The sequence below is a fragment of the Phenylobacterium sp. FG114 genome (assembly GCF_057809855.1).
On sequence record NZ_JBMDKU010000009.1, the window covers coordinates 70,728 to 91,129 of the forward strand.

21 protein-coding genes are annotated in these 20,402 nt (G+C 69.3%); 7 read left to right on the forward strand and 14 right to left on the reverse strand.

The features are described from left to right. The first annotated feature begins 90 nt into the window (after positions 1 to 90). Positions 91 to 1,674, forward strand: coding sequence for an ATP-binding protein (locus tag ACODSY_RS16380; RefSeq protein ID WP_488952833.1), 1,584 nt, complete (start codon positions 91 to 93; stop codon positions 1,672 to 1,674). 18 nt (positions 1,675 to 1,692) lie between these two features. On the opposite strand, the gene ACODSY_RS16385 is transcribed toward ACODSY_RS16380, so the two are convergent. Further along, the gene (locus tag ACODSY_RS16385) at positions 1,693 to 2,100 is read right to left on the reverse strand and encodes a VOC family protein (RefSeq protein ID WP_488952834.1); all 408 of its coding nucleotides are present in this window, start codon (positions 2,098 to 2,100) and stop codon (positions 1,693 to 1,695) included. A gap of 103 nt (positions 2,101 to 2,203) precedes the next feature. Between ACODSY_RS16385 and ACODSY_RS16390 the strand changes: the two genes are divergently transcribed. After that, the gene (locus ACODSY_RS16390) at positions 2,204 to 2,977 is read left to right on the forward strand and encodes a MerR family transcriptional regulator (RefSeq protein ID WP_488952835.1); all 774 of its coding nucleotides are present in this window, start codon (positions 2,204 to 2,206) and stop codon (positions 2,975 to 2,977) included. 9 nt (positions 2,978 to 2,986) lie between these two features. On the opposite strand, the gene ACODSY_RS16395 is transcribed toward ACODSY_RS16390, so the two are convergent. Both ACODSY_RS16395 and mutL read right to left on the reverse strand, forming a co-directional pair. Next, on the reverse strand, positions 2,987 to 4,807 hold the full coding sequence (locus ACODSY_RS16395; RefSeq protein ID WP_488952836.1) for a PAS domain-containing sensor histidine kinase: 1,821 nt from the start codon (positions 4,805 to 4,807) through the stop codon (positions 2,987 to 2,989). 90 nt (positions 4,808 to 4,897) lie between these two features. Further along, positions 4,898 to 6,736, reverse strand: coding sequence for a DNA mismatch repair endonuclease MutL (mutL, locus tag ACODSY_RS16400; protein WP_488952837.1), 1,839 nt, complete (start codon positions 6,734 to 6,736; stop codon positions 4,898 to 4,900). A gap of 48 nt (positions 6,737 to 6,784) precedes the next feature. Between mutL and ACODSY_RS16405 the strand changes: the two genes are divergently transcribed. Next, complete coding sequence (locus ACODSY_RS16405; RefSeq protein WP_488952838.1) at positions 6,785 to 7,744, forward strand: TraB/GumN family protein; 960 nt, start codon at positions 6,785 to 6,787, stop codon at positions 7,742 to 7,744. Between the two features lie 170 nt (positions 7,745 to 7,914). Here ACODSY_RS16405 and ACODSY_RS16410 read toward each other — a convergent pair whose 3' ends face one another. From ACODSY_RS16410 to ileS, 3 genes are all read right to left on the reverse strand, one after another. Continuing rightward, positions 7,915 to 8,472, reverse strand: coding sequence for a DUF3035 domain-containing protein (locus tag ACODSY_RS16410; protein ID WP_488952839.1), 558 nt, complete (start codon positions 8,470 to 8,472; stop codon positions 7,915 to 7,917). A 73-nt stretch (positions 8,473 to 8,545) separates the two neighbouring features. Next, a complete protein-coding gene (gene lspA / locus ACODSY_RS16415; protein WP_488952840.1) occupies positions 8,546 to 9,031 on the reverse strand; it encodes a signal peptidase II in 486 nt (161 codons plus the stop codon). Further along, the gene (ileS, locus tag ACODSY_RS16420) at positions 9,028 to 11,934 is read right to left on the reverse strand and encodes an isoleucine--tRNA ligase (protein WP_488952841.1); all 2,907 of its coding nucleotides are present in this window, start codon (positions 11,932 to 11,934) and stop codon (positions 9,028 to 9,030) included. Before ileS ends, lspA begins: the two co-directional genes overlap by 4 nt. A 385-nt stretch (positions 11,935 to 12,319) precedes the next feature. On the opposite strand from ileS, the gene ACODSY_RS16425 reads away from it, so the two are divergent. The 4 genes from ACODSY_RS16425 to ACODSY_RS16440 all read left to right on the forward strand — a co-directional run bounded on the left by ACODSY_RS16425 (position 12,320) and on the right by ACODSY_RS16440 (position 13,977). Further along, the gene (locus ACODSY_RS16425) at positions 12,320 to 12,529 is read left to right on the forward strand and encodes a cold-shock protein (RefSeq protein WP_488952842.1); all 210 of its coding nucleotides are present in this window, start codon (positions 12,320 to 12,322) and stop codon (positions 12,527 to 12,529) included. A gap of 53 nt (positions 12,530 to 12,582) precedes the next feature. After that, the gene (locus ACODSY_RS16430) at positions 12,583 to 12,789 is read left to right on the forward strand and encodes a hypothetical protein (protein WP_488952843.1); all 207 of its coding nucleotides are present in this window, start codon (positions 12,583 to 12,585) and stop codon (positions 12,787 to 12,789) included. Positions 12,790 to 12,797: 8 nt separating this feature from the next. Beyond that, complete coding sequence (locus ACODSY_RS16435; RefSeq protein WP_488952844.1) at positions 12,798 to 13,055, forward strand: hypothetical protein; 258 nt, start codon at positions 12,798 to 12,800, stop codon at positions 13,053 to 13,055. A gap of 76 nt (positions 13,056 to 13,131) precedes the next feature. Then, complete coding sequence (locus ACODSY_RS16440) at positions 13,132 to 13,977, forward strand: cyanophycinase (protein ID WP_488952845.1); 846 nt, start codon at positions 13,132 to 13,134, stop codon at positions 13,975 to 13,977. Here ACODSY_RS16440 and ACODSY_RS16445 read toward each other — a convergent pair. The 8 genes from ACODSY_RS16445 to ACODSY_RS16480 form a co-directional block, all read right to left on the reverse strand. Next, the gene (locus tag ACODSY_RS16445; protein WP_488952846.1) at positions 13,974 to 14,915 is read right to left on the reverse strand and encodes a bifunctional riboflavin kinase/FAD synthetase; all 942 of its coding nucleotides are present in this window, start codon (positions 14,913 to 14,915) and stop codon (positions 13,974 to 13,976) included. The two genes, ACODSY_RS16440 and ACODSY_RS16445, sit on opposite strands and share 4 nt — an antisense overlap. 13 nt (positions 14,916 to 14,928) lie before the next feature. Next, the gene (locus ACODSY_RS16450; protein ID WP_488952847.1) at positions 14,929 to 15,351 is read right to left on the reverse strand and encodes a MaoC family dehydratase; all 423 of its coding nucleotides are present in this window, start codon (positions 15,349 to 15,351) and stop codon (positions 14,929 to 14,931) included. An 81-nt stretch (positions 15,352 to 15,432) separates the two neighbouring features. Beyond that, the gene (locus ACODSY_RS16455) at positions 15,433 to 16,296 is read right to left on the reverse strand and encodes a TIGR01459 family HAD-type hydrolase (protein WP_488952848.1); all 864 of its coding nucleotides are present in this window, start codon (positions 16,294 to 16,296) and stop codon (positions 15,433 to 15,435) included. Positions 16,297 to 16,345: 49 nt separating this feature from the next. Then, entirely contained in the window at positions 16,346 to 17,599 is a 1,254-nt protein-coding gene (gene tipF, locus ACODSY_RS16460) for a flagella assembly cyclic-di-GMP phosphodiesterase TipF (RefSeq protein WP_488952849.1), read from the reverse strand. Between the two features lie 85 nt (positions 17,600 to 17,684). Beyond that, positions 17,685 to 18,095, reverse strand: a complete 411-nt coding sequence (locus tag ACODSY_RS16465) for a DoxX family protein (RefSeq protein WP_488952850.1) — start codon at positions 18,093 to 18,095, stop codon at positions 17,685 to 17,687. A 63-nt stretch (positions 18,096 to 18,158) separates the two neighbouring features. Continuing rightward, positions 18,159 to 18,569, reverse strand: a complete 411-nt coding sequence (locus ACODSY_RS16470) for a VOC family protein (protein WP_488952851.1) — start codon at positions 18,567 to 18,569, stop codon at positions 18,159 to 18,161. A 69-nt stretch (positions 18,570 to 18,638) separates the two neighbouring features. Next, positions 18,639 to 19,892 (reverse strand): RNA polymerase sigma factor, encoded by a 1,254-nt coding sequence (locus ACODSY_RS16475; protein ID WP_488952852.1) that lies wholly within the window; start codon positions 19,890 to 19,892, stop codon positions 18,639 to 18,641. A gap of 70 nt (positions 19,893 to 19,962) precedes the next feature. Continuing rightward, positions 19,963 to 20,355, reverse strand: coding sequence for a YciI family protein (locus tag ACODSY_RS16480; protein ID WP_488952853.1), 393 nt, complete (start codon positions 20,353 to 20,355; stop codon positions 19,963 to 19,965). Positions 20,356 to 20,402 lie beyond the last annotated feature (47 nt).

Here is a 20,402-nt window from a genome sequence, read left to right on the forward strand (position 1 = left end):
CGCAAAAACTTCTCGGTTGAACACTGTATTTCCAACGCCTCGTTAGGGGTGATCGGCGATCAGTGGCGCCGGTTGTTTCCGGAGGCCGGCATGACGCTGCTGCTCGACATCGCGCCGCATATCCCGCCCGTGTCGCCGCACACGCCGGGCGCCGAGGTCTATCAGCGTTTCCAGGAAGAGCCGGACACCCTGGCCATCGCGGTGGTCGAAGAGGACGGCGCGCCGGTTGGGCTGGTCGAGCGGAACGCCTTCCTGGTGCTGATGGCCGCGCAGCACGGCTATGCGCTGTGGTCCAAGCGGCCCGCGTCCCACATGATGAAGCGCGACCCGGTGGTGGCCGACGGCGACGTGACGCTGGAAGAGTTTTTCGGCAGCGTGCTGGCCGAGCGGCCGTCCGAGCTGCTGCACGGGTTCATCGTCACCTGCGGCGGCAAGTACGCGGGCGTCGGCACCGCGCTGGCGCTGCTGCAGGCCTCGGCCGCCGCCGCCAGCACCCATGCCGAAACCATGAGCCGCCTGGCCTGGGAAGCCAACGAGGCCGCCGCCACCAAGGGCCGCTTCCTGGCCGTGATGAGCCACGAGATCCGCACGCCGCTGAACGGGGTGCTGGCGGTGGCCGAGATCGTGAAGCGCAAGTCGCGGCAGCCGGACCTGACGCCGTTCATCGACACCATCCTGGAATCCGGCGGCGCCCTGCTGCGGCTGCTGAACGACGCCCTGGACCTGTCGCGCGCCGAGGCGGCGGGCCTGGGCCTCGACGAGGCGCCGCTGCAGGCCTCACGGATCCTGGAGGACGTGGCCGGGCTGTGGAACGCCCAGGCCGAGCTGAAGGGGCTGGAGGTGCGGGCGGCCTATGAGGGGCCGGTCGATCTGTGGGTGCTGGCCGACGCCCTTCGGTTGCGCCAGGTCCTCAACAATCTTGTGGGCAATGCGCTGAAGTTCACTCAGGAAGGTCATGTCGACGTGCAGCTGACCGCCAGTGTCGATGGCGAGTACGCGCGCCTGTCGGGCGTGGTGACCGACACCGGCCCCGGCATTCCGGAGGATCGGCTGGAGGCCATCTTCGCGCCGTTCCAGCAGACCGAGGAGGGTGTGCGCCAAGGCGGCGCGGGCCTGGGCCTGGCCGTCTGCCGCCAGATCGTCGAGCGCATGAACGGGACCATCGCCGCGCGGCCGCGGGCGCTTGGCGCGGAACTGGCCTTCCAACTGCCGCTGCACCGGCTGCCGGCGCCGGAGGCCGAGGCGCCGGTTCCCGAGACGGTGGAGGCCGGCGAGGCGGTCCACGTCCTGATCGTCGACGACAACGCCACCAACCGGCTGGTCGCCCAGACCCTGTGCGAGATGTTCGGCTGCTCCAGCGAGGCGGTCGATAACGGCGAGGACGCGGTCGTCGCGGTGACCAGCGGCCGCTTCGACCTGGTGTTGATGGACATCAAGATGCCGGGGATCGACGGGGTCGAGGCCACGCGCCGGATCCGCTCGGGCGGCGGCCCCGCCTCGCAGGCGCCGATCCTGGCGCTGACGGCCAACGCCGACCCGTCGGATGCCGCCTTCTACCGCCTGTGCGGTATGAACGGCGTCGTCGAGAAGCCGATCAAGCCCGAGCGCCTGCTGGCCGCTATGAGCGCCGTGCTGCAGGTCGACCGCGGCGGCGCCGAGGCGGTAGCCGCCTAACCCCCGGCGGGAAGGCGGCTACTTAGGCATTTCGAAGCTGATCGTCACGCTGTCGGCCGAGCGGTCGGCGGCGCCGTGGAAGACGGCCTCGATGTTGTTGCCGTCGGGGTCCAGGAAGAAGCCGCCGTAGTAGCCGGGATGGTAGTCGCGCTCGCCGGGCGGGCCATTGTCCTTGCCGCCGGCGGCGATGGCGGCCTTGTAGGCCGCCTCGACCATGGCGCGGTCCTTGGCCTGGAAGGCCAGGTGCACGTGGGTGGGCTGGCCGCCCACGTCGATCCACAGCTCGTCAGCCTGGAAATGGGTATCGTCCGCCACGTAGGGGATGCCAAGGACGTCTAAGATGGCGCCGTAGAAGCGGCTGGTCGCCGAAAGGTCGCGGGTCCGCAGGTGCACGTGGTCGATCAGCCGGCCGGTGTGGAGTTCCATCGGTTTGCTCCGTCTCGCTTGGCAGCTTCATCTGGGGGGAGTTGACCCTAACGCGGCGTGAGACCTGACTGATCCGGCCATCGGCAGAGGGAATCGACGAACGGTGCGGGGCTATACGGTCAGCGAGGTGGCGAAGTTGTCGGGCGTGAGCGTCCGGACGCTGCACCACTACGACGAGATCGGGCTGCTCAAACCGGCCGACGTGGGCGTCAACGGCTATCGCTACTACGGCCAGGACGAGCTCCTGCGCCTGCAGCAGATCCTGTTCCATCGGGAGCTCGGCTTCCCACTGGAAGAGATCGGGCGGGTGCTGGACGCGCCAGACTTCGACCGGGTCGCGGCGCTGAAGGCGCAACGACAGCGGCTAGCAACCGAGGCGAAGCGCACGCGCCGCCTCGTGCGCACCATCGACGAGACCCTCGCCGCCCTCGAAGGAGCGAAGACGATGGACGAAAAGGCGATGTACCGGGGGTTCGACCCCGAGAAGCAGGCGAAGCAGGAGGCGTGGCTGGTCGACCGCTACGGGCCCGAGATCCGCAGGTCGATCGATGCGGTGAAGGACGTCCAGAAGGGCTGGAAGCAGGCCGACTTCGACGCCGCCCAGGCCGAGATCGCCGAGATCGAGGCCAGTTTCCTGAAGGCGCTGACCTCGGGGCTGCCGGCGGACGGCGAGGCGGTGCAGGCGCTGACCGCCCGACACCGCGACTGGATCGCTCGGCAGTGGCCTATGCCCGTGAGCCGCGTCGCCTACGAGAACCTCGCGACGCTGTATGGCGAGCATCCGGACTTCCGTGCGCGCTACGAGGCGCAGGCGGCGGGGATGACCGAATACCTGCAGGTGGCGATGCGGGCGTTCGCGATACGGGCTCTGTCCTGACGCCTGGCCTCAGTCCTCGCCGCGCACGACCCTGAGCCTTTCGCTCTGGGGGACGCGGATGGTGCAGACCAGACCGCCGGGGGCGAAGTCGAGCGTCACACGGCCGCCCAGCTCGCGAGCGACGCCTCGTTCCAGGAGGCGAGAGCCGAAGCCGCGGCGGGTCGGCGGGGTGACCGCTCCGCCGCCGGCTTCGCGCCAGACGATCGAGACCTCGCCCCCCTCCGCTTCGCGGAGGCTTAGGTCGACCCGCCCAGCGCCCCGCCAGGCGCCGTGCTTCAGGGCGTTGGTCGCCAGTTCGTGCAGCGCCATCCCCAGGCTGACAGCGAAATTTGGATCGAGCTGCAGATCCACCCCGGTGAGCGCGTAGGGACGGCCGTAAGGCTTGAGGGTCGTCTCCGCGAGTTCATGCAGGCAGGCGTTTTCCCAGGCCCGGCGGACCAGCAGGTTGTGCGTGGAGGACAGGGCCAGCAGACGCTCGATGAACAGCTCGCGCGCCTGCGCCATGTCGTCCTGGTCGCGCAGGGTCTGGACGGCCACGGATTGCACGGCCGCCAGAGTGTTCTTGACGCGATGGTTCAGCTCGTCGAGCAGCAGCTTCTGGCGCGTCTCGTGCTCTCGCATCTGCGCCATCGTCTCCAGCGTCCGCAACTCGCCGCGCTTGCGATCCGTGATGTCCACCAGCGCGCCGATCACGCGGCGCGGTTCCCCGGTCGCATCCAGAGTGATCTCAGCCACCGCGAAGACCCAGAGCTCCCGCCCATCGGCCCGGTCGATGCGGAACTCCGAACTGAACGAGGCGCCGCTCGCCAGCGCCGCGCCCCACTGCGCCTCCACCGCCTCGCGATCGGACGGATGGACGATCATCTCCAGGTGCGGCCAGAGAGTGTCGAAGGTGAGGTCGCCGTCGAGCAGGGCGTCGTCGGAACCGTGGTGGGTCAGGATGCGCCGTTCGAAGTCGAGCTCGTAGACGTGCATCCCGGCCAGCTTCAGCGCGAGCACCAGCCGCTGCTCGCCGTGCTTGATGGTCTCTTCGGCGGCCTTCTCGTCCGAAATGTCGATGGCCGCCCCGCGGACGCCGACGCAGACGTCGCCCTCGTATTCGGCTTCCCCGAAGACCCGGAGCCAGCCGCGCGTACCGTCATATCGCGTGAACGGCGCCTCGTAGCGGGTGCGTTCGCCCGGGCCACGAACCCTCGACATGAGCTCCGCCACGCGTGGCCGATCCTCGGGATCGTAGATCTCGAGCGCCTCCTGCATGGTTTGCACCGGGGGACCCCCGCACATCATGCGGACGCATTCCTCGGAGCGGGTCAGCAGGCCGGTTCGGAAATCGCCGTGCCAACCGCCGAGCCGGGCGACCTCATTTGCGGACCGCAAGATCGCCGCCTGCAGCTCGGCCTGCCGCTCGCGCTCTTCCGCCGAACGCCGCGCCGCCTCGAGGTCAGTGACGTCGCGAGACGTGACCATGAGCGCCACTGGCGCGCCGGTGTCGTCGCGAAGCGTTCCGATGACGTTGTCGAAGTAGCGAAGCGTGCCCTGGAAGGTGCGGGCCGGCGCCGTCACGCGCTGGGTGTCGCCCGCGGCGGCCAGCTGCAGGGCCGCGGCGATGGCGGGTCGTTCAGCCTCGCCCCACAGGGACAGCCATTCGACGCCCAGGAGGCTCGCGGAGTCTTCAGCCTCCATGAGCACGACGCCGTTGTGGTTCACGAACTGGATGTGGCCGGCCAGGTCCAGGATCTTGACGCAGTCGGGGCTGCTCTCGAGGGCGCTGCGGAAAAAGCCGTCGCCGGCGAAGCGCCCAGTTCCGAAGCTACCTCGGGGAAGGTTCATCTGCGCCCCCGACGCGGCCGGGATCCCTGTTGCGGGCCTTATAGTAAAGGCGCTGAGCGGCGCGACAATCCGCGCAAACGTCGCAAGGCGTCAGCGGCGGCCGAACAGCCGCTCGATGTCGGCGAGCTTGAGTTCCACGTAGGTGGGGCGGCCATGGTTGCACTGGCCGGAGTGGGGCGTGGCCTCCATCTGGCGCAGCAACGCGTTCATCTCGGGCGCCGTCAGCCGTCGGCCGGCGCGGACCGAGCCGTGGCAGGCCATGGTGGAGCAGACCTCCTCCAGGCGTTCCTTCAGCGCCAAGGCCTGGCCGTTCTCGGCCAGGTCGTCGGCGATGTCGCGGATCAGGCCGGCGGCGTCGGTCTCGCCCAGCAGGGCCGGAACTTCGCGGACGAGAATCGCGCCAGGGCCGAAGCTCTCGATCATCAGGCCGAGGGCGGCCAGCTCCTCGGCGCGGGCGGCGACGCGCTCGGCCTCGGCCGGGTCCAACTCGACCACCTCGGGCAGCAGCAGGGCCTGGCGGGCCACGCCGCCCTCCGCGAGCTCGCCCTTCATCCGCTCGTAAACCAGGCGCTCGTGGGCGGCGTGCTGGTCGACGATGACCACGCCGTCGCGGGTCTGGGCGACGATATAGGTCTCGTGCACCTGGGCCCGGGCGGCGCCCAGAGGATAGTCGACGGGATCGAAGACCGGGGCGGGCGCAGACGGCTCGGCGACCCCGTAGCCTTCCGGCGGGGCCTCGGCGCGGGCGGAGATTTCGGACAGCCCGGGGATCGACTGCACCGCCGCGACCCCGGCCTGCCAGCCGCCGGCGTTCCAAGCCGAGAAGCCTGCGCCCGAGGGCCGGGGCGGCGGGTAGGACTGGGGCCGGAAGCCACCCAGGGCCGCGGCGGCCACGGTGGTCGAGGCGCGGTGGCCGGCGGCGGCCAGCGAATGGCGCAGGCCGCTGACGATCAGCCCGCGCACCAGGGCGGGGTCGCGGAAGCGCACCTCGGCCTTGGCGGGGTGGACGTTGACGTCGACCAGGGTCGGGTCGAGCTCGATGTAGAGCGCGCAGGCGGGGTGGCGGTCGCGGGCCAGGAAGTCGGCGTAGGCGCCGCGCAGGGCGCCCTGCAGCAGGCGGTCGCGCACGGGGCGGCCGTTGACGAACAGGTACTGGTGCGCCGCGTTGCCCCGGTTGTAGGTGGGCAGGCCGGCGTAGCCAGAGAGGCGTACGCCCTCGCGCTCATGGTCGATGAGCAGGGCGTTGTCCGAGAATTCGCGGCCCATGACCGCGCCCAGGCGGGCGAGGCGGCCCTCGTCGCCGGGCGCCTCCGCCGGTAGGCGTAGCGCGCGGCGGCCGTCGATATCGAGGGCGAAGCCGACGGCCTCATGGGCCATGGCCTGGCGCTTCAGCTCCTCGGTGATCGCCTGGCTTTCCGAGCGCTCGGACTTCATGAACTTCAGGCGCGCGGGCGTGGCGTAGAAGAGGTCGCGGACTTCAACGCGGGCGCCGTGCGGGCCGGGGAAGCCGGCGGGGGCCACCGCGCCCACCGCGCCGCCCTCCACGAAGATCGCGTGGGCGTCGGCCAGCCCCTTCGCCCGGCTGGTGATCGACAGGCGCGCCACCGAGCCGATCGAAGGCAGGGCTTCGCCGCGGAAGCCCAAGGTGGCGATGCGCAGCAGGTCGTAGTCGCCGTCCTCGCCCGGTGCGAGCTTGGAGGTCGCGTGGCGCTCGACCGCCAGGGGCAACTGGTCGGGCGCCAAACCTTGGCCGTCATCGGCCACGAGGATGCGCGAGAGGCCCCCGCCGTCCGCCTGGACCTGGATCTCGGAGGCGCCGGCGTCCAGCGCGTTCTCGACCAGCTCCTTGACCGCGCTGGCGGGGCGCTCCACCACCTCGCCGGCGGCGATGCGGTTGATCAGTTCGGGCGGGAGACGGTGGATCGGCATGACGGCTGAGCCTTCCTACATAGTACGATTCCGAGGAGGGATCCGCCCGTGCTGAAACGCCTTGCTCCCCTGGCCGCGGTTTTCGGCCTCTGCCTCGCCTTGCCCGCGTCGGCGCAGGTTCCGCTCAATCCGGTGATCGACGACCCCGACGCCACGCTGGTCGAGGAACTGGTGGTCCACGGCCGCCTGCCCGGGCCGGCCTGGTGGCGCGTGTCGGACGCCGACACGACGGTCTACGTCCTGGGCGTGCCGTCCTTGGCCCCCAAGCGAATGGAGTGGGATCGCGCGATCTTCGAGAGGCGTCTTGAAGGCGCGAACGTCGTCATCCTGCCCTTCGTCAATGTGCGCGCCAAGGTCGGCGGCTCGATCGGCACGGCGTTCAACCTGATGCGCCTGAAGTCCGGCGGGCCCTTCGAGGAGCGGTTGGACGCCGGCACGCGGGCGCGGTTCGTGGCCGTGCGGACTCGGCTGGGTCGGGACGCCAAGCACTACAACACCTCGAATCCGTTGGCCGCGGGCGTGCAGCTGGCCATCGATTACCGCGACCGTTCCCAGCTCACCAACATGGACCCGGCCAAGCTGGTGCGCCTGCTGGCGCAGCGGAAGGGCGTGAATGTGATCGAGAAGAGCTACGACCTCGGGCCGCAGCTGGGCGGGATCATTCGCACGCCGGCGCAAACCGGGCGGGTCTGCTTCGACGAGGTGCTGGCCCAGGCCGAGGCCGGGCCGGGCGCCACCCTCGCGGCCGCGCGGGCCTGGGCGGCCGGCGATGTCGAGGGCGCGCTGCAGAATGAGCGGACCTACGAGCGCTGCCTGGCCGTGATCACCGGCGGACGGACCTACGACGAGCGGACCAAGGCCGACGAAGCGGCGGCGATCGCCAATGCGCTGAAGACGCCCGGGCACGCGATCGCGCTGGTGCCGCTCCGGCCCCTGCTTGCGCAGAACGGCGTGCTGGAGCGGCTGCGGGCCCAGGGGTTCACCGTGAAGACGCCGGGCGAAGAGTAGGAACCACGAAAGACACGAAAAACACGAAAAGCCCCCGGTTCTGGCAGGCCGCGAGGGACATGTCTCAAAGGCTTGCGGACAGCCGAAACGACTGAGCCCCCGCTTGCACGGAGGCTCGGAAGAAGGGCGCGGCCCTTTCGTGTCTTTCGTGGTTCAAGCCGCGGAGCGGCCTACAGCCCCGGAAGCTTGATCTTGGACTTGGCCTCGCGCTGGATGATGATCGGCTTGTTGCCGGTCAGCTTGGCGACGCGGTCCTGTTCGGCGGCCGGATCGATGGGCGCGTTGGAGCCGTCGAGGGCGGCGGTCTGGGCCGGGGCCGCGGGCTCGTCCTTCTTCCAGAACATCACCCGGTCGGCGAAGCTCTTTTCCTTGTGCGCGATGTCGCCGAACTCGTCGTCGACGACGTAGCGGACCAGCGGGTCGGCCTTTTCGGCGCCGGCCTTGGCCACCAACAGCTTCTCGCCGTCGGAACGCTGCTCGGCCTCGCGCTGGCCCAGCAGGGCGTTGCGGGCAGCGCTCTCGGGCTGCAGTTCCTGCGGGCGCGGCTCACCGGGCGCCGGCGGGCGCAGGGCGTAGTCGGGCGGAACGACCAGCGGGGCCTTGGTGACGATACGGAACTCGTCGGGGGTCACCTTGGACATGCCCAGGGCCTTCTGGGTCGACTGGCAGCCGGCGAGGCCCGCGGCCGCGACCAGGGCGGTCGCCACGATCACTCGGTTGAAGCTCATGTACCTAGAAGACTCCTTCGGCCCCCCGGCCGGAATGGTGAGGAGATACCCTAATCGCTTCCGCCAGCCAACGCTATGCGGCAGGGCGCTGCGGGCGGAGGCTGTCGAGCAGCAGCAGGATCACGCCGATGGTGATGCCGCTGTCGGCCACGTTGAAGATCCAGGGGAAGAAGCCCAGGCGCTGGACGTCGATGAAGTCGACCACGGCGCCGAAGCGCGCGCGGTCGATGGCGTTGCCGATGGCGCCGCCGATCACCAGACCCAGGCCCAGCGCCGGTAGCAGGCGTCCCTGGCTGCGCGCCCAGGCCGTCAGCAGGACGGCGACGCCCACCGAGAAGGCGACGAGCCCCCAGCGCACGATGTCGTGTTGCGCCTGGAACAGGCCGAAGCTGACCCCCTCGTTCCAGATGCGGGTGAACTGCAGCGGCCAGAGCACCTCGTGCGACTGCTGCTCGGGAAGCCGCAGGACGCCCAGGATCCAGTACTTGGAGAGCTGGTCGAGGATAACGACGGCCAGCGCGATCGCGTAGGCCGTCCACCCGTTCTTCGTCACCCTCATGCGCGGGCCGCGTCCCAGGCCGCCACGGCCTCGGCGTCGCGGAGCGACAGGTCGGGGTAGCGTGGGTCGGAGCCGACCTCGGGCAGGATCCGCCAGGACCGGGCGCATTTCCGGCCCTCGGCCTTGAGCGGCTCGACCGAGACGCCGGGGACTTCCGGCAGCTTGAAGCCTGGGCCTTCGCCGGCGACCAATGTCGCCTGGCTGGTGCGGAACACCTCAGCGGGGTCCAGGCCGTCGAAGGCGGCGAACAGCTCGGCGTCAGCCACGTGGACCTTCGGAGCGGCCTCCAGGGCCGCGCCCATGCGCTTCTCGCGGCGCTCCACCTCCAGTGCGCCCGTGACCACCGAGGTCACCAACTGCACCTTGGCCCAGCGGGCGGCTTCGGCGTCGTTGCGCCACTCCGCCGGCGTCTCCGGGATCACCCGCATGCTGTTGGAGTGAGCGTCGGGATACCGGGTCGCCCAGGCCTCCTCCATGGTGAAGGGGATCAGCGGCGACAGCCACGCGGTGAGGCGCTCGAACACCGCGTCCATCACCGTGCGCGCGGCGCGGCGGGTCGGCGACGAGGGCTGGTCGCAGTAGAGGCTGTCGCGTCGCACGTCGAAGAACAGCGACGAAAGCTCGTTCTGGCAGAAGTCCAGCACCGGGCGGATCACGTCCTGGAACAGATAGGCGTCGTAGGCGGCGCGAACCTCGCCATCCAGCTCGTGGAGGCGGTGCAGGATGAAGCGCTCCAGCGGCGGCATCTCGCCCAGCTCCACCGCCTCGTCGGGCGTGAAATCGGCCAGGGCGCCAAGCATGTAGCGCACCGTGTTGCGCAGCTTGCGATAGGCGTCGGACGTGGTCTGCAGGATCGTCTTCCCGATCCGGCTGTCGTCGGCGTAGTCGATCATGGCGGCCCACAGCCGGATGATCTCGGCGCCGCTCTCGCGGATCACCACCTCGGGATCGACGGTGTTGCCCTTGGACTTGGACATCTTCTCGCCGTTCTCATCCATGGTGAAGCCGTGGGTGAGAATGGCGTCGTAGGGCGCGCGACCGCGAGTGCCCGAACTTTCCAGCAGGGACGACTGGAACCAGCCTCGGTGCTGGTCCGAGCCTTCGAGGTAAAGGTCGGCGGGCCAGCGGGTGTGCGCGCGGTTCTCCAGCGTGAAGGCGTGGGTCGAGCCGCTATCGAACCAGACGTCGAGGATGTCCTCGATCTTCTCATAGCGGTCGGGATCGTGCTGACCCAGGAAGTCGGTGACCGGGCGGTTGAACCAGGCGTCGGCGCCCTCGGCGCGGATGGCGTCGACGATGCGCTTGTCGACCTCGGGATCGTGCAGCGGCTGGTTCGTCTCCTTGTCGACGAACATGGCCAGCGGCGCGCCCCAGGCCCGCTGGCGGCTGATCAGCCAGTCGGGGCGGCTCTCGACCATCGAGCGGATGCGGTTCTTGCCGCCGGCTGGGTGGAAGGTGGTGGCCTCGATGGCCTCCAGCGCCGCTTCGCGCAGAGTGCGCCCCCCCAGCTGCGGCGTCTTCACCGGCTCGTCCATGCGGATGAACCACTGCGGCGTGTTGCGGAAGATCACCGGCGCCTTGGAGCGCCACGAGTGCGGATAGCTGTGTTCCATCCGCCCGCGCGCCAGCAGGCGGCCGGCCTCGATCAGCTTCTCCATGACCGCGCCGTTGGCCGGGCCGAACTTGCCGGCCTTCTTGCCCTCGGTCTCCAGCACCTTGAGGCCGGCGAAGAGGGCCACGTGCGGGTAGTAAGCGCCGTCCGGGTCGACGGTCTCGGGGATCTCGCGGTGGCCGTGCGCCAGCCAGACCAGGTAGTCGTCGGCCCCGTGGCCCGGCGCGGTGTGGACGAAGCCCGTGCCGGCATCGTCGGTGACGTGGTCCCCCGCGAGCAGCGGCACCTGGAAGGCGTAGTGGGTGTCGAGCGCCGCCAGCGGGTGCTCGCAGACCATGCCCTGGCAATCGACCTTCTCGACGCGGCGGGCCTTGGCGATCTTGGCGGCCTTGAAGACGTCGCCGGACAGCTTTTCGGCGACGATCAGGCGGTCGCCCGGCCTGGCCCAGGGCTCGAACTCCAGGCCCTCTTCCATGGCCTCGACCTGATAGACGGCGTAGTCGATCGCGTCGCTGTAGCTGATCGCGCGGTTGGCCGGGATGGTCCAGGGCGTGGTGGTCCAGATCACCACCGAGGCGCCGCGCGCCGCGTCGCTGCCTTCCACCACCGGGAACTTCACCCAGATCGTGGGGCTGACATGGTCGTGGTACTCGACCTCCGCGTCGGCGAGCGCGGTGCGCTCGACCGGGCTCCACATCACCGGCTTCGAGCCGCGGTAAAGCTGGCCCGACGCCACGAACTTGTGGAACTCCGCCACGATGGCGGCCTCCGAGCCGTAGTCCATGGTGGCGTAGCGGTTCTCCCAGTCGCCCAGGACACCCAGGCGCTTGAAGCCCTCGCGCTGCACGTCGATCCAGTGGCTGGCGTACTCGCGGCAGCGGGTGCGGAACTCGGCCTTGGAAACCTCGTCCTTGCGGCGACCCTGGCCGCGAAGCTCCTCCTCGATCTTCCACTCGATCGGCAGGCCGTGGCAGTCCCAGCCGGGGACGTAGTCGACGTCGGCGCCCAGCAGGAAGCGCGAGCGGACCACGAAATCCTTCAGGGTCTTCTGCAGCGCGTGGCCGATGTGGATCGCGCCGTTGGCATAGGGCGGGCCGTCGTGAAGCACGAACAGCGGCGCGCCGGCGCGCTGACGTTCGGCGCGGATGGCATTGTAGAGGTCGAGCTCGGCCCACTTCGCCAGGATCTGCGGCTCCTTCTGCGGCAGGCCTGCGCGCATGGGGAAGGGCGTATCGGGAAGGAAGACGGTCTCGCGATAGTCGCGTGCGGGCTTTTCGGCGTCGTCGGCCATAAGACTTTCCAGGCTGGTCCGGGTTTTACGAGGTGCGGGGTTGGTACCCGGCGCGCGCTGGAACGGCTTCGTCCGGCGGCGTCACGCCGGGCGGGTAATTCGCAGGCTCGTCCGAACCGAAAACATGGCGGTGGCTCTAACAGACGCGGCGCCGGGCGTCATCCCCGCCGGGGCGCCCGGCGGTTCGCCGCAGGGCTTCCGGCGTGATTGGCCTCGCTATTTGTGTGACAATCTGATATCTTCCGCCCGTCGAATATCGATTTGGTTCGGTAGCTCTCCACGCTTCTTCTTCGGATCGAGCCCGGACTTCCAAAAATCAATTCCGATAGTTGATGCGGACCGTCGCGTGGCGGCCGCCACGATTTACCTACGAAAGCGATAGAACATGACCATCGGCACCGTGAAGTGGTTCAACCCCACCAAGGGCTTCGGCTTCATCCAACCCGACGACGGCGGCGCCGACGTCTTCGTGCACATCTCGGCCGTCGAGCGCGCCGGCCTGGGCTCGCTGAACGAAGGCCAGAAGGTCTCGTTCGAGCTCGAGCAAGACCGCCGCAGCGGCAAGATGTCCGCCGGCCAACTGCAAGCCGTCTAAGGAAAAAGGGGACCCGGCCGAGCTCAAGCTTGGCCGGGTCATCCGGCAAGATCATGACCACATCGACCATTGAACGCGCCTATGCGCTGGCCCGCTCGGGGCAGGCTCCGAGCTTCGCGAAGCTGAAAGAGCGGCTGAAGGCCGACGGCTGCCGGGCTGTGGACGCCCTCCTGGCCCCGCGCTCCATCCGCGGCCACCTGGAGGCGATCTGCGCGGCCACCTACCGGCCCATCGCCGAACTCACCACCGAAGAAGCCTGAGAAGACCCATGCCGAGCGGCGTCCAGTACAACCACGAGACCGTCACGCTCGATGGTGAGACCTTCTCCGACTGCGAATTCCGCGACTGCCGCCTGGTCTATTCGGGTGGCGGGACGCCCGTGTTCCAGAACTGCCAGTTCCATGGCTGCGACTGGAGACAGGACGACGCGGCGGCGCGGACCCTGGCCTATCTGAAGGCGGTCTGGAACGCTGGCGGCAAGCCCACCGTCCAGGCGCTGATCAAGGACATCACCGTCGCCCGCTAGAGGCCTGACGGGCGACTGAAATTTCCCGGAATATTGCGCGGTCTACAGGTGTACGGACTCACCTGTGGAGCCGCTGATGCGCGTTCGCCTATCCGCCCTGATTTCCCTCGCCATCGCGCTCTTGTCGGGGATGGCGCCGGCCGCCATCGCGGCGCCCAAGGTCAGCGGACCTGAGACGGGCACGCTGATCATCGCGGGCGGAGGCAAGCTGGGCCCCGAGATCGTGGGCCGGTTCATCGCGCTCGCGGGCGGTCCCAAGGCGAAGATCGTGGTGATCCCCACGGCCGGCGAGGACGCCGCCTACGGTCCCAACTGCGCCTGCCTGAAGATGTTCCAGGAGTTGGGCGCGACCAACCTCACCGTCCTGCACACGCGCGACAAGGCCCAGGCTGACACCGAGGCCTTCGCGGCGCCGCTCAAGACGGCGACCGCGGTCTGGTTCGTCGGCGGACGTCAGTGGCGGCTGGTGGATTCCTACGCGGGCAGCCGCACCGAGGCCGAGATTCGGAAGGTGCTGGCCCGTGGCGGGGTGATCGGCGGCACCTCGGCCGGCGCCTCGATCCAGGCGTCGTATCTCGTCCGTGGCGCGCGATCGGGAAACGAGATCATGATGGCGCCCGGCTACGAGCAGGGCTTCGGCCTGATGACCGGCGTCGCCATCGACCAGCATGTCACGGCCCGTGGGCGCGAGAGCGACCTCGACGCGGTGGTGGCGAAGCACCCCGACCTCCTGGGGATAGGCATCGACCAGTCGACGGCGATCGAGGTGACGCGCGACCGCTTCGGCGTGCTGGGCGTGGGCCATGTCTTCATCCACGACGGCAAGGAACAGCCGAACGGCGGACACTACTACCTGCTGAAGGCTGGCGACCGCTTCGACCTGGGGCGGCTGGCGCCAGCGACGAACGCTGACGGCCGCTAGGCCTCCAGAAGCCGCTTCGCCCGCTCGGCGTCCTTCATGACCTGCTCGGTCATGACCTCAAGGCTTTCGAACTTCTCCTCGGGGCGGAGGAAGGCGACCAGGTCGGTCTCGATGACCCGGTCGTAGATGTCCTCGTCGAAGTCAAACAGCCAGACCTCGAGCAAGGGGCGCGTCACGCCCTGGACCGTCGGGTTCACGCCGATGTTGGCCACGCCGGCGAACTCGCGGCCGTCAGACAGGCGCGTGCGCGTGGCGTAGACCCCGAACCTCGGCGTCACATAGTCCGCGAGATCCACATTGGCGGTGGGGAAGCCCAGCTTGCGCCCGAGCTGGCGGCCGCGCTGGACCGGCCCCTCGATGGCGAACGGGCGGCCCAGGATCTCCGCGGCCTCCTCGGGCCGGCCGTCGCGCAGGGCCGCGCGCACCGCGGTGGATGAGAACTTGTCGCCGTCCAGGTCGCCGACGGGCTCGGCGACGCTGACGCCGAAGCCCATTTCCCGGCCATAGGCCCGCATGGTGTCCGGCGTGCCCGTGCGGCCCTTGCCGAACGAGTTGTCGAAGCCGACGGCCACGTGCCGCGCGCCCAGGCCCTGGTGCAGCACCCGCGTGGCGAACTCGCGGTCGGTCATCTCCGCCAGCTCGGCCTCCAGCGGCAGGACGTACAGCATGTCGACGTTCAGCTTTTCGAGCGCGCGCGCCTGCTGGTCGGTCTTCATCAGCCGGAAGGCCGGTTCGTCGGGCCGGAAGTAGACGCGCGGATGCGGGTCGAAGGTGATCACGCCCAGGGGCGCGCCCAGGTCGTTCGCGGCGCGGGCGGCCAGTTCGATCACCTGCTGGTGGCCGAGATGGACGCCATCGAAACTGCCCATGGCCACGGCTGCGCCGCGGTCGCTCTCAGACAGATCCTTCCAACCGCGAATGACCCGGATGCGCTTCATGCATCCGTTTAAGTCATGCGGGGCGGCGCGGCGCAATCACTAGAGCTTCGCCGTCGACCACGGTCTTGCCGCTGACTTCGCAGGCGGTGTCGAGCGTCACATGGCCGCGCCCGCTGTCCAGGGTCTTCACGGTCACCTTGGCCACCACCAGGTCGCCGATCTTGACCGGCCGGCGGAAGCGCAGCGACTGCGACAGGTAAATGGCGCCGGGCCCCGGCAGCCGCGTGCCCAGCACCGCCGAGATGTAGGCCCCCGACAGCATGCCGTGGGCGATGCGCTCGCCGAAGGTCGTGGTCTTGGCGTAGGCCTCGTCCAGGTGGACGGGGTTGTTGTCGCCGGACACCTCGGCGAACGCCTCGATGTCGGCCGCGCCCACGACACGGCTCATCTCCGCCGTCTGACCGACGGTGAGGTCGTCAAAATAGAAGCCTTGCACGGCAGTTCCCCCCTGAGGCCGTTTTGCGGCGCACCCCCTCGCCCCGCCGACCCGTGCCGTCGGCGGTGCGACTCGCGCCGTTCACCATGCCATATCCGCAATGGCCCAGTTCGCCTGTAGGCCTTCTTGCCGCAGGAGATCGTCAACTACCTTGAGATTCAGGCCGTCCGGGCCGACCGTCTCGCCGCCATGTATCCCATTGGCGACAAAGAGAATATCGAGGTTTCGCGCGTTGGCTCCACGCACGTCGGTGGGCAGTCCGTCGCCGACGCAGAGCACCCGGGCCGCGTCGATCGGTCGCTGTAGCTCAGCTTGGGCCTCGCGCAGCGCCATTTCGTAGATCGGGGCATACGGCTTGCCGGCCATCACCGCCTTGCCGCCGAGGCTCTCGTAGAGCTGGGCGAGCGCGCCGCCGCAGTAGATCAGCTTGTCGCCGCGCTGCACGACGATGTCGGGGTTGGCGCAGATCAACTCCAGGCCGCGCTCGACGCAGACGATGAAGCGGTCCCGATAGTCGCCGGGCTCGTCGTTCTCGTCGTCGTAGGGACCGGTCACGGAAATGAAGTCCGCGTCCTCCGGCCCGCCCATGGCGAGGTCGAGGCCGCCGTACAGCACGCTCTGGTGCTCCGGGCCGATCGCCCACACCCGGCCCGGCGCGCGCTCGGCCAGCAGCGGGCGGGTGGCGTCGCCCGAGGTGACCAGCTTGGTCCAGGCCGCCCGCGGCACGCCCAGGCCGTCGAGCTGTTCGATGACGGGGCCGTGGGGTCTCGGCGCGTTGGAGATCAGGATCACCGGACCCACTTCGGCCCGGAACCGCGCCAGGGCGGCGCAGGCCTCGGGGAAGTGTTCGCGGCCGTTGTGGATCACGCCCCAGACGTCGCAGAGCAGCACGTCGTAGCGGCCGGCGAGCTCGGAGAGCCCGGAGATCGGTTTGGGGGAGGTCATGGCCGCGGGCGGTAGCACACTCCTCTCCCGCGAAGCGAGAGCGGAGGCGCTAGGCCGCGCGCGAGCGCATGCGTTCGACGTTGGGGGACGGGGCGCCGGCTTCGGCCAGGACGTCGTTCTTGATGGCCCGGGGCTCGCCGAACAGGTGGCCCTGGCCCAGCTGGATGTCGAGGTCGAGAATGTCGACCACCTGGCGCTCGTTCTCCACCTTCTCGGCGACCAGGTCGACGCCGTAGCGGCGGAGCAGCAGGGCGAAATCCTCGGCCGCGAGATCGGGCATCGAACGCAATACGAGGCGGTCATCGATCTCGGTGAGCTCGTCCAGCAGGGTCTGGGCCGTCACCTTCACGAACTTCACGTCGGCGCGGGTGAGATCCTGAAGGTCGAGGTCTAGGTTGGTCACCTTGTCGATGGAGAAGCGGAAGCCGAGGTCGGCCAGGCGGCCCATGTTCCGAGCCTGGACGTTGGTGCGGTTGTCGAACGCGGCCTGGCCCACCTCGAAGATCAGCGCGGGCGCCAGGTCGCGATTGGCGCGCAGCAGGTCGAGGAACTGGGCGAAGAACTCGTCGTCGCCCAGGCTGGCCATGGAGATGTTGCAGAACACGCCGACGCGGCGGTCGCGCGCGGCGAGACGGCGCACGATCTGCACACAGCGGAACAGCAGCAGGTTGTCGATGGCGGTGATCAGGCCGGTGGGCTCGGCGACCGACAGGTACTCCGCCGGCATGATCACCTGGCCCGAGGCGTCGCGCAGGCGCGAGAAGCTCTCGTAGAAGACGGTCTTGCGCTGGGGGAGGCCGACGACCGGCTGGAGGTAGAGGTCGACGCGGTTCTCGGTCAGGGCCTCGCGCACGACGTCCAGCAGGCTGACCGGCCGGCGCACGTCCTGGCCGCCGCGGGCGGCGAGGTGCGGCGTGGAGGTGGCGTAGGGCTGCTCCTCGAACCGGCGGGTCATCTTGTGGACCAGCTTCTCCAGCAGGTGCACCTCGCCGGTCAGTTCGTGCGAGCGGGACTTATCGCCCTCGACGACAGTGGCGATGTCGGTAACCCGGCCGTCGAGGCGGACCATCTGGTCCAGCAGGATGCGGTGGCCCTCGCGGACAGCTTCTACCTCGCCGCGGATCTCACGCATCTCGAGGAAGCGCATGACCATGCCGTGCGAGGCGAGGCACAGGCCGAAGCAGCCCATCATCGAAGAGATGGCCGCGCCAACGCCCATGCCGTTCCGCCACAGGCTGAGCGCGATGATCAGCGAGAGGCAGAGGTAGGTCGCGCAGAGCAGGGCGAGAGTGAGCCGACGCATGGATCCTGTTCCGAATCACCCGGAGTATCCGCTGCGGAGTCCAGGGTAGTCGAATTCATTAACCATGCCGCCGGTTCGGGATTGGTTAACGCCGAATCGGGAAGAGGCGCCGCAGTTGCGGGTCGCGCAGCCACAGGCCGCCCCAGGCGAACACGGCGAGGTAGGGGCCGAACAGCATGTGGCTGAAGAGCGGGTTGCCGTTCACGTAATGCACCGCGCAGGTTCCGCCCATGAGCGCCGAGATCAGCACCGCGCCGAGGACGGAGGTGGGCGGCGCCAGGTAGAGCGCCACGACGATCAGCTCCAGGACCCCGATGCCGAAGCCGCTGCCCGCAGGTAAGCCCAGGGTGGCTCCGGTCTGTTCGACGATCGGGAGCCGGATCAGCTTGATGCCGATGTCGAAGGCCATGAAGGCGGTGAAGAGGCCGGTGAGGGTCCAGCCGGCGATGGTCATGGCCCTGCCCTGTGGCGCGGCCGTGGCGGTGATGGCGGTCATGGTCGGATCCTGGATGAGGTTGCGTCCGCGGCCGGGGAGGTGGCCGCGGACGGCGGCGCGGCCTCAGTCGGCCTGGTCGAAGGCCCAGACGAAGCCGAACGGGTCGCGGACCTGGGCCCAGGTGTCGCCCCAGAACATCTTCTGTGGCGGGACAAGGCTCTCGCAGCCGGCGGCCACCGCCCGATCGAACCAGGCCTGGCAGTCATTGACGATGAGCTGCATCGTGAACCCCTGCGGCGCGACCTTGCCGTGCCCATGCTCCTCGTAGAAGTCGCCCATCATCACCGAGCTGCCGTTGATGTAGAGGTGGACGTGCATCGTGCGGCCCTGGTCGTCGACCGGGTGGGCGAAGGCGATCTGGGCGGCGAACGCCTTCTCGTAGAAGTGGGCCGCCTTCATCGCGCCGTCGACGGCGAGGTAGGCGATGGCGCCGCCCTTGGTTTCGACCTGCTGCGGGGTGAGCGTCTCGGACATCTGGCGTCTCCTGCGGGGTTGCTGCCCCTAGGACGAACCGTCCGGCGGCGATCCGACGGCCCCGCGGAATTATTTCGCGGGGGCGTGGTCGCGCATCAGGCTGTCGAGGTGCTGGCGGATGTGGGCCGCCTCGGCAGCGGTGTTGGCGAGCGCGATGGCGCGGTCGAAGGCGACCTGGGCTTCGCGGTGGCGGCCGAGCTCCAGGTTGAGGGCCCCGGTCAGCCCGTGGAAGTGGAAGTAGCCCGAGAGCTTGTCGGCCAAGGGCCCGATCATCTGCAGCGCGGCCTCGGGCCCGGCGACCTTGCTGACGGCCACGGCGCGGTTGAGGGTGATCACCGGCGAGGGCGTCAGCCGCTCCAGGCTGGCGTAGAGGCGTTCGATCTGGGCCCAGTCGGTGTCGGCCGGCGTGGCCGCCCGGGCGTGCAAGGCGGCGATGGCGGACTGCACCTGGTAGGGGCCTGGGCGGCGATGGCGCATCGCCTTGTCGATCAGGGCGAGCCCCTCGTTGATCATCGGCCGGTTCCAGAGGCCGCGGTCCTGGTCCTCTAGCAGCACGATCTGGCCCTCGGCGTCGAACCGGGCCGGAGTGCGGGCGTGCTGCAGCAGCATCAGCGCCAGGAGGCCCATGATCTCGGGCTCGGTCTGGTAGAGGCGAAGCAGCAGGCGCGTCAGTCGGATGGCCTCGCCGCAGAGCTGGGCGCGGGCCGGGTTGTCGCCTGCCGAATAACCCTCGTTGAAGACCAGGTAGAGCATGGCCGCCACGCCCGCGAGCCGCTCGGCGCGCTCGACCGGACCGGGCGTTTCGAATTGGGCGTCGCCCTCGGCCACGATCCGTTTGGCGCGCGTGATCCGCTGTTCCATGGCCGCTTCCGAGACCAGGAAGGCGCGGGCGATCTGCTTGACCGACAGGCCCGAGACGATGCGCAGGGCCAGGGCGATCTGCTGCGTCGCCGGCAGGTCCGGGTGGCAGCAGATGAACAGGAGGCGCAGGACGTCGTCGCGGTAGTCGGCCGCGTCGATGCGGTCGGCGGCGCGGTCCTCGGCGTCGTCCAGGTCGGACAGCACCTCCTCGGAGGGCAGTTCGGTCTGGCGCGAGCGTTTGCGCACCCCGTCCAGGGCGGCGTTGCGGCCCACCATGATCAGCCAGGCGGCGGGGTCGCGCGGTGGGCCGTTCTTGGGCCAGTTGTTCAGGGCCCGCAGGCACGCGTCCTGGAAGGCCTCCTCGGCCGTGTCGAGGTCGCGGAAGTAGCGGAGCAGGGCGCCCACGGCCTGGGGGCGCGCGGCCGAGATGGCCGCGTTGATCCAGGCCAGGTCGTTGCTCATCCTGCTTCGCTCCTGGCGGAGCTTCGCAGGACAAGTTCAGGGCCCGGCCCTGCGCCTTGGCGAAGCCGGGTCATGCCGCCACGACGCCCTTCGCGACGGCCTCGGGCGAGCCGCCGTTGTAGACGGCGAGCGGGCGGATCTCGTAAGCGCCGCCGGGGTTGGCGTCGCCCAGCTCCTTGGCCACGGCCAGGGCCTCGTCCAGGTCGGCGACGTCGATGATGTAAATGCCGAGCAGCTGTTCCTTGGTCTCGGCGAACGGGCCGTCGATAACCAGCGGCGGTTCGGACTTGCGGAAGGTGGTGGCCGCGGTGGTCGGCAGCAGACGCAGCGACGGGCCCAGCTTGCCGGACTTCTCCAGCCGGCCGCGCACGACAGACAGGCGCTCCATCACCTCGGCGTCCTGCTTCTTGTCCCAGGCCCAGACGACGTCCTCGTCGTTGTAGCAGAGCAGGGCGTAGAGCATGGGCTGGCCTCCTTGTGGTCCTAGGACGCGCAAGGATAGGTCGGGCC

Excerpts from the sequence above, each read along its gene's own strand:
- lspA (WP_488952840.1), bottom strand. The coding sequence starts at position 9,031 with ATGAGGGTGACGAAGAACGGGTGGACGGCCTACGCGATCGCGCTGGCC.
- ACODSY_RS16445 (WP_488952846.1), bottom strand. The coding sequence starts at position 14,915 with ATGAAGCGCATCCGGGTCATTCGCGGTTGGAAGGATCTGTCTGAGAGC.
- ACODSY_RS16440 (WP_488952845.1), top strand. The coding sequence starts at position 13,132 with ATGCGCGTTCGCCTATCCGCCCTGATTTCCCTCGCCATCGCGCTCTTG.
- ileS (WP_488952841.1), bottom strand. The coding sequence starts at position 11,934 with ATGGCCGACGACGCCGAAAAGCCCGCACGCGACTATCGCGAGACCGTC.
- ACODSY_RS16410 (WP_488952839.1), bottom strand. The coding sequence starts at position 8,472 with ATGAGCTTCAACCGAGTGATCGTGGCGACCGCCCTGGTCGCGGCCGCG.
- tipF (WP_488952849.1), bottom strand. The coding sequence starts at position 17,599 with ATGCGTCGGCTCACTCTCGCCCTGCTCTGCGCGACCTACCTCTGCCTC.
- ACODSY_RS16425 (WP_488952842.1), top strand. The coding sequence starts at position 12,320 with ATGACCATCGGCACCGTGAAGTGGTTCAACCCCACCAAGGGCTTCGGC.
- ACODSY_RS16470 (WP_488952851.1), bottom strand. The coding sequence starts at position 18,569 with ATGTCCGAGACGCTCACCCCGCAGCAGGTCGAAACCAAGGGCGGCGCC.
- ACODSY_RS16455 (WP_488952848.1), bottom strand. The coding sequence starts at position 16,296 with ATGACCTCCCCCAAACCGATCTCCGGGCTCTCCGAGCTCGCCGGCCGC.
- ACODSY_RS16380 (WP_488952833.1), top strand. The coding sequence starts at position 91 with ATGACGCTGCTGCTCGACATCGCGCCGCATATCCCGCCCGTGTCGCCG.
- ACODSY_RS16430 (WP_488952843.1), top strand. The coding sequence starts at position 12,583 with ATGACCACATCGACCATTGAACGCGCCTATGCGCTGGCCCGCTCGGGG.
- ACODSY_RS16385 (WP_488952834.1), bottom strand. The coding sequence starts at position 2,100 with ATGGAACTCCACACCGGCCGGCTGATCGACCACGTGCACCTGCGGACC.
- ACODSY_RS16475 (WP_488952852.1), bottom strand. The coding sequence starts at position 19,892 with ATGAGCAACGACCTGGCCTGGATCAACGCGGCCATCTCGGCCGCGCGC.
- ACODSY_RS16465 (WP_488952850.1), bottom strand. The coding sequence starts at position 18,095 with ATGACCGCCATCACCGCCACGGCCGCGCCACAGGGCAGGGCCATGACC.
- ACODSY_RS16435 (WP_488952844.1), top strand. The coding sequence starts at position 12,798 with ATGCCGAGCGGCGTCCAGTACAACCACGAGACCGTCACGCTCGATGGT.
- mutL (WP_488952837.1), bottom strand. The coding sequence starts at position 6,736 with ATGCCGATCCACCGTCTCCCGCCCGAACTGATCAACCGCATCGCCGCC.
- ACODSY_RS16395 (WP_488952836.1), bottom strand. The coding sequence starts at position 4,807 with ATGAACCTTCCCCGAGGTAGCTTCGGAACTGGGCGCTTCGCCGGCGAC.
- ACODSY_RS16480 (WP_488952853.1), bottom strand. The coding sequence starts at position 20,355 with ATGCTCTACGCCCTGCTCTGCTACAACGACGAGGACGTCGTCTGGGCC.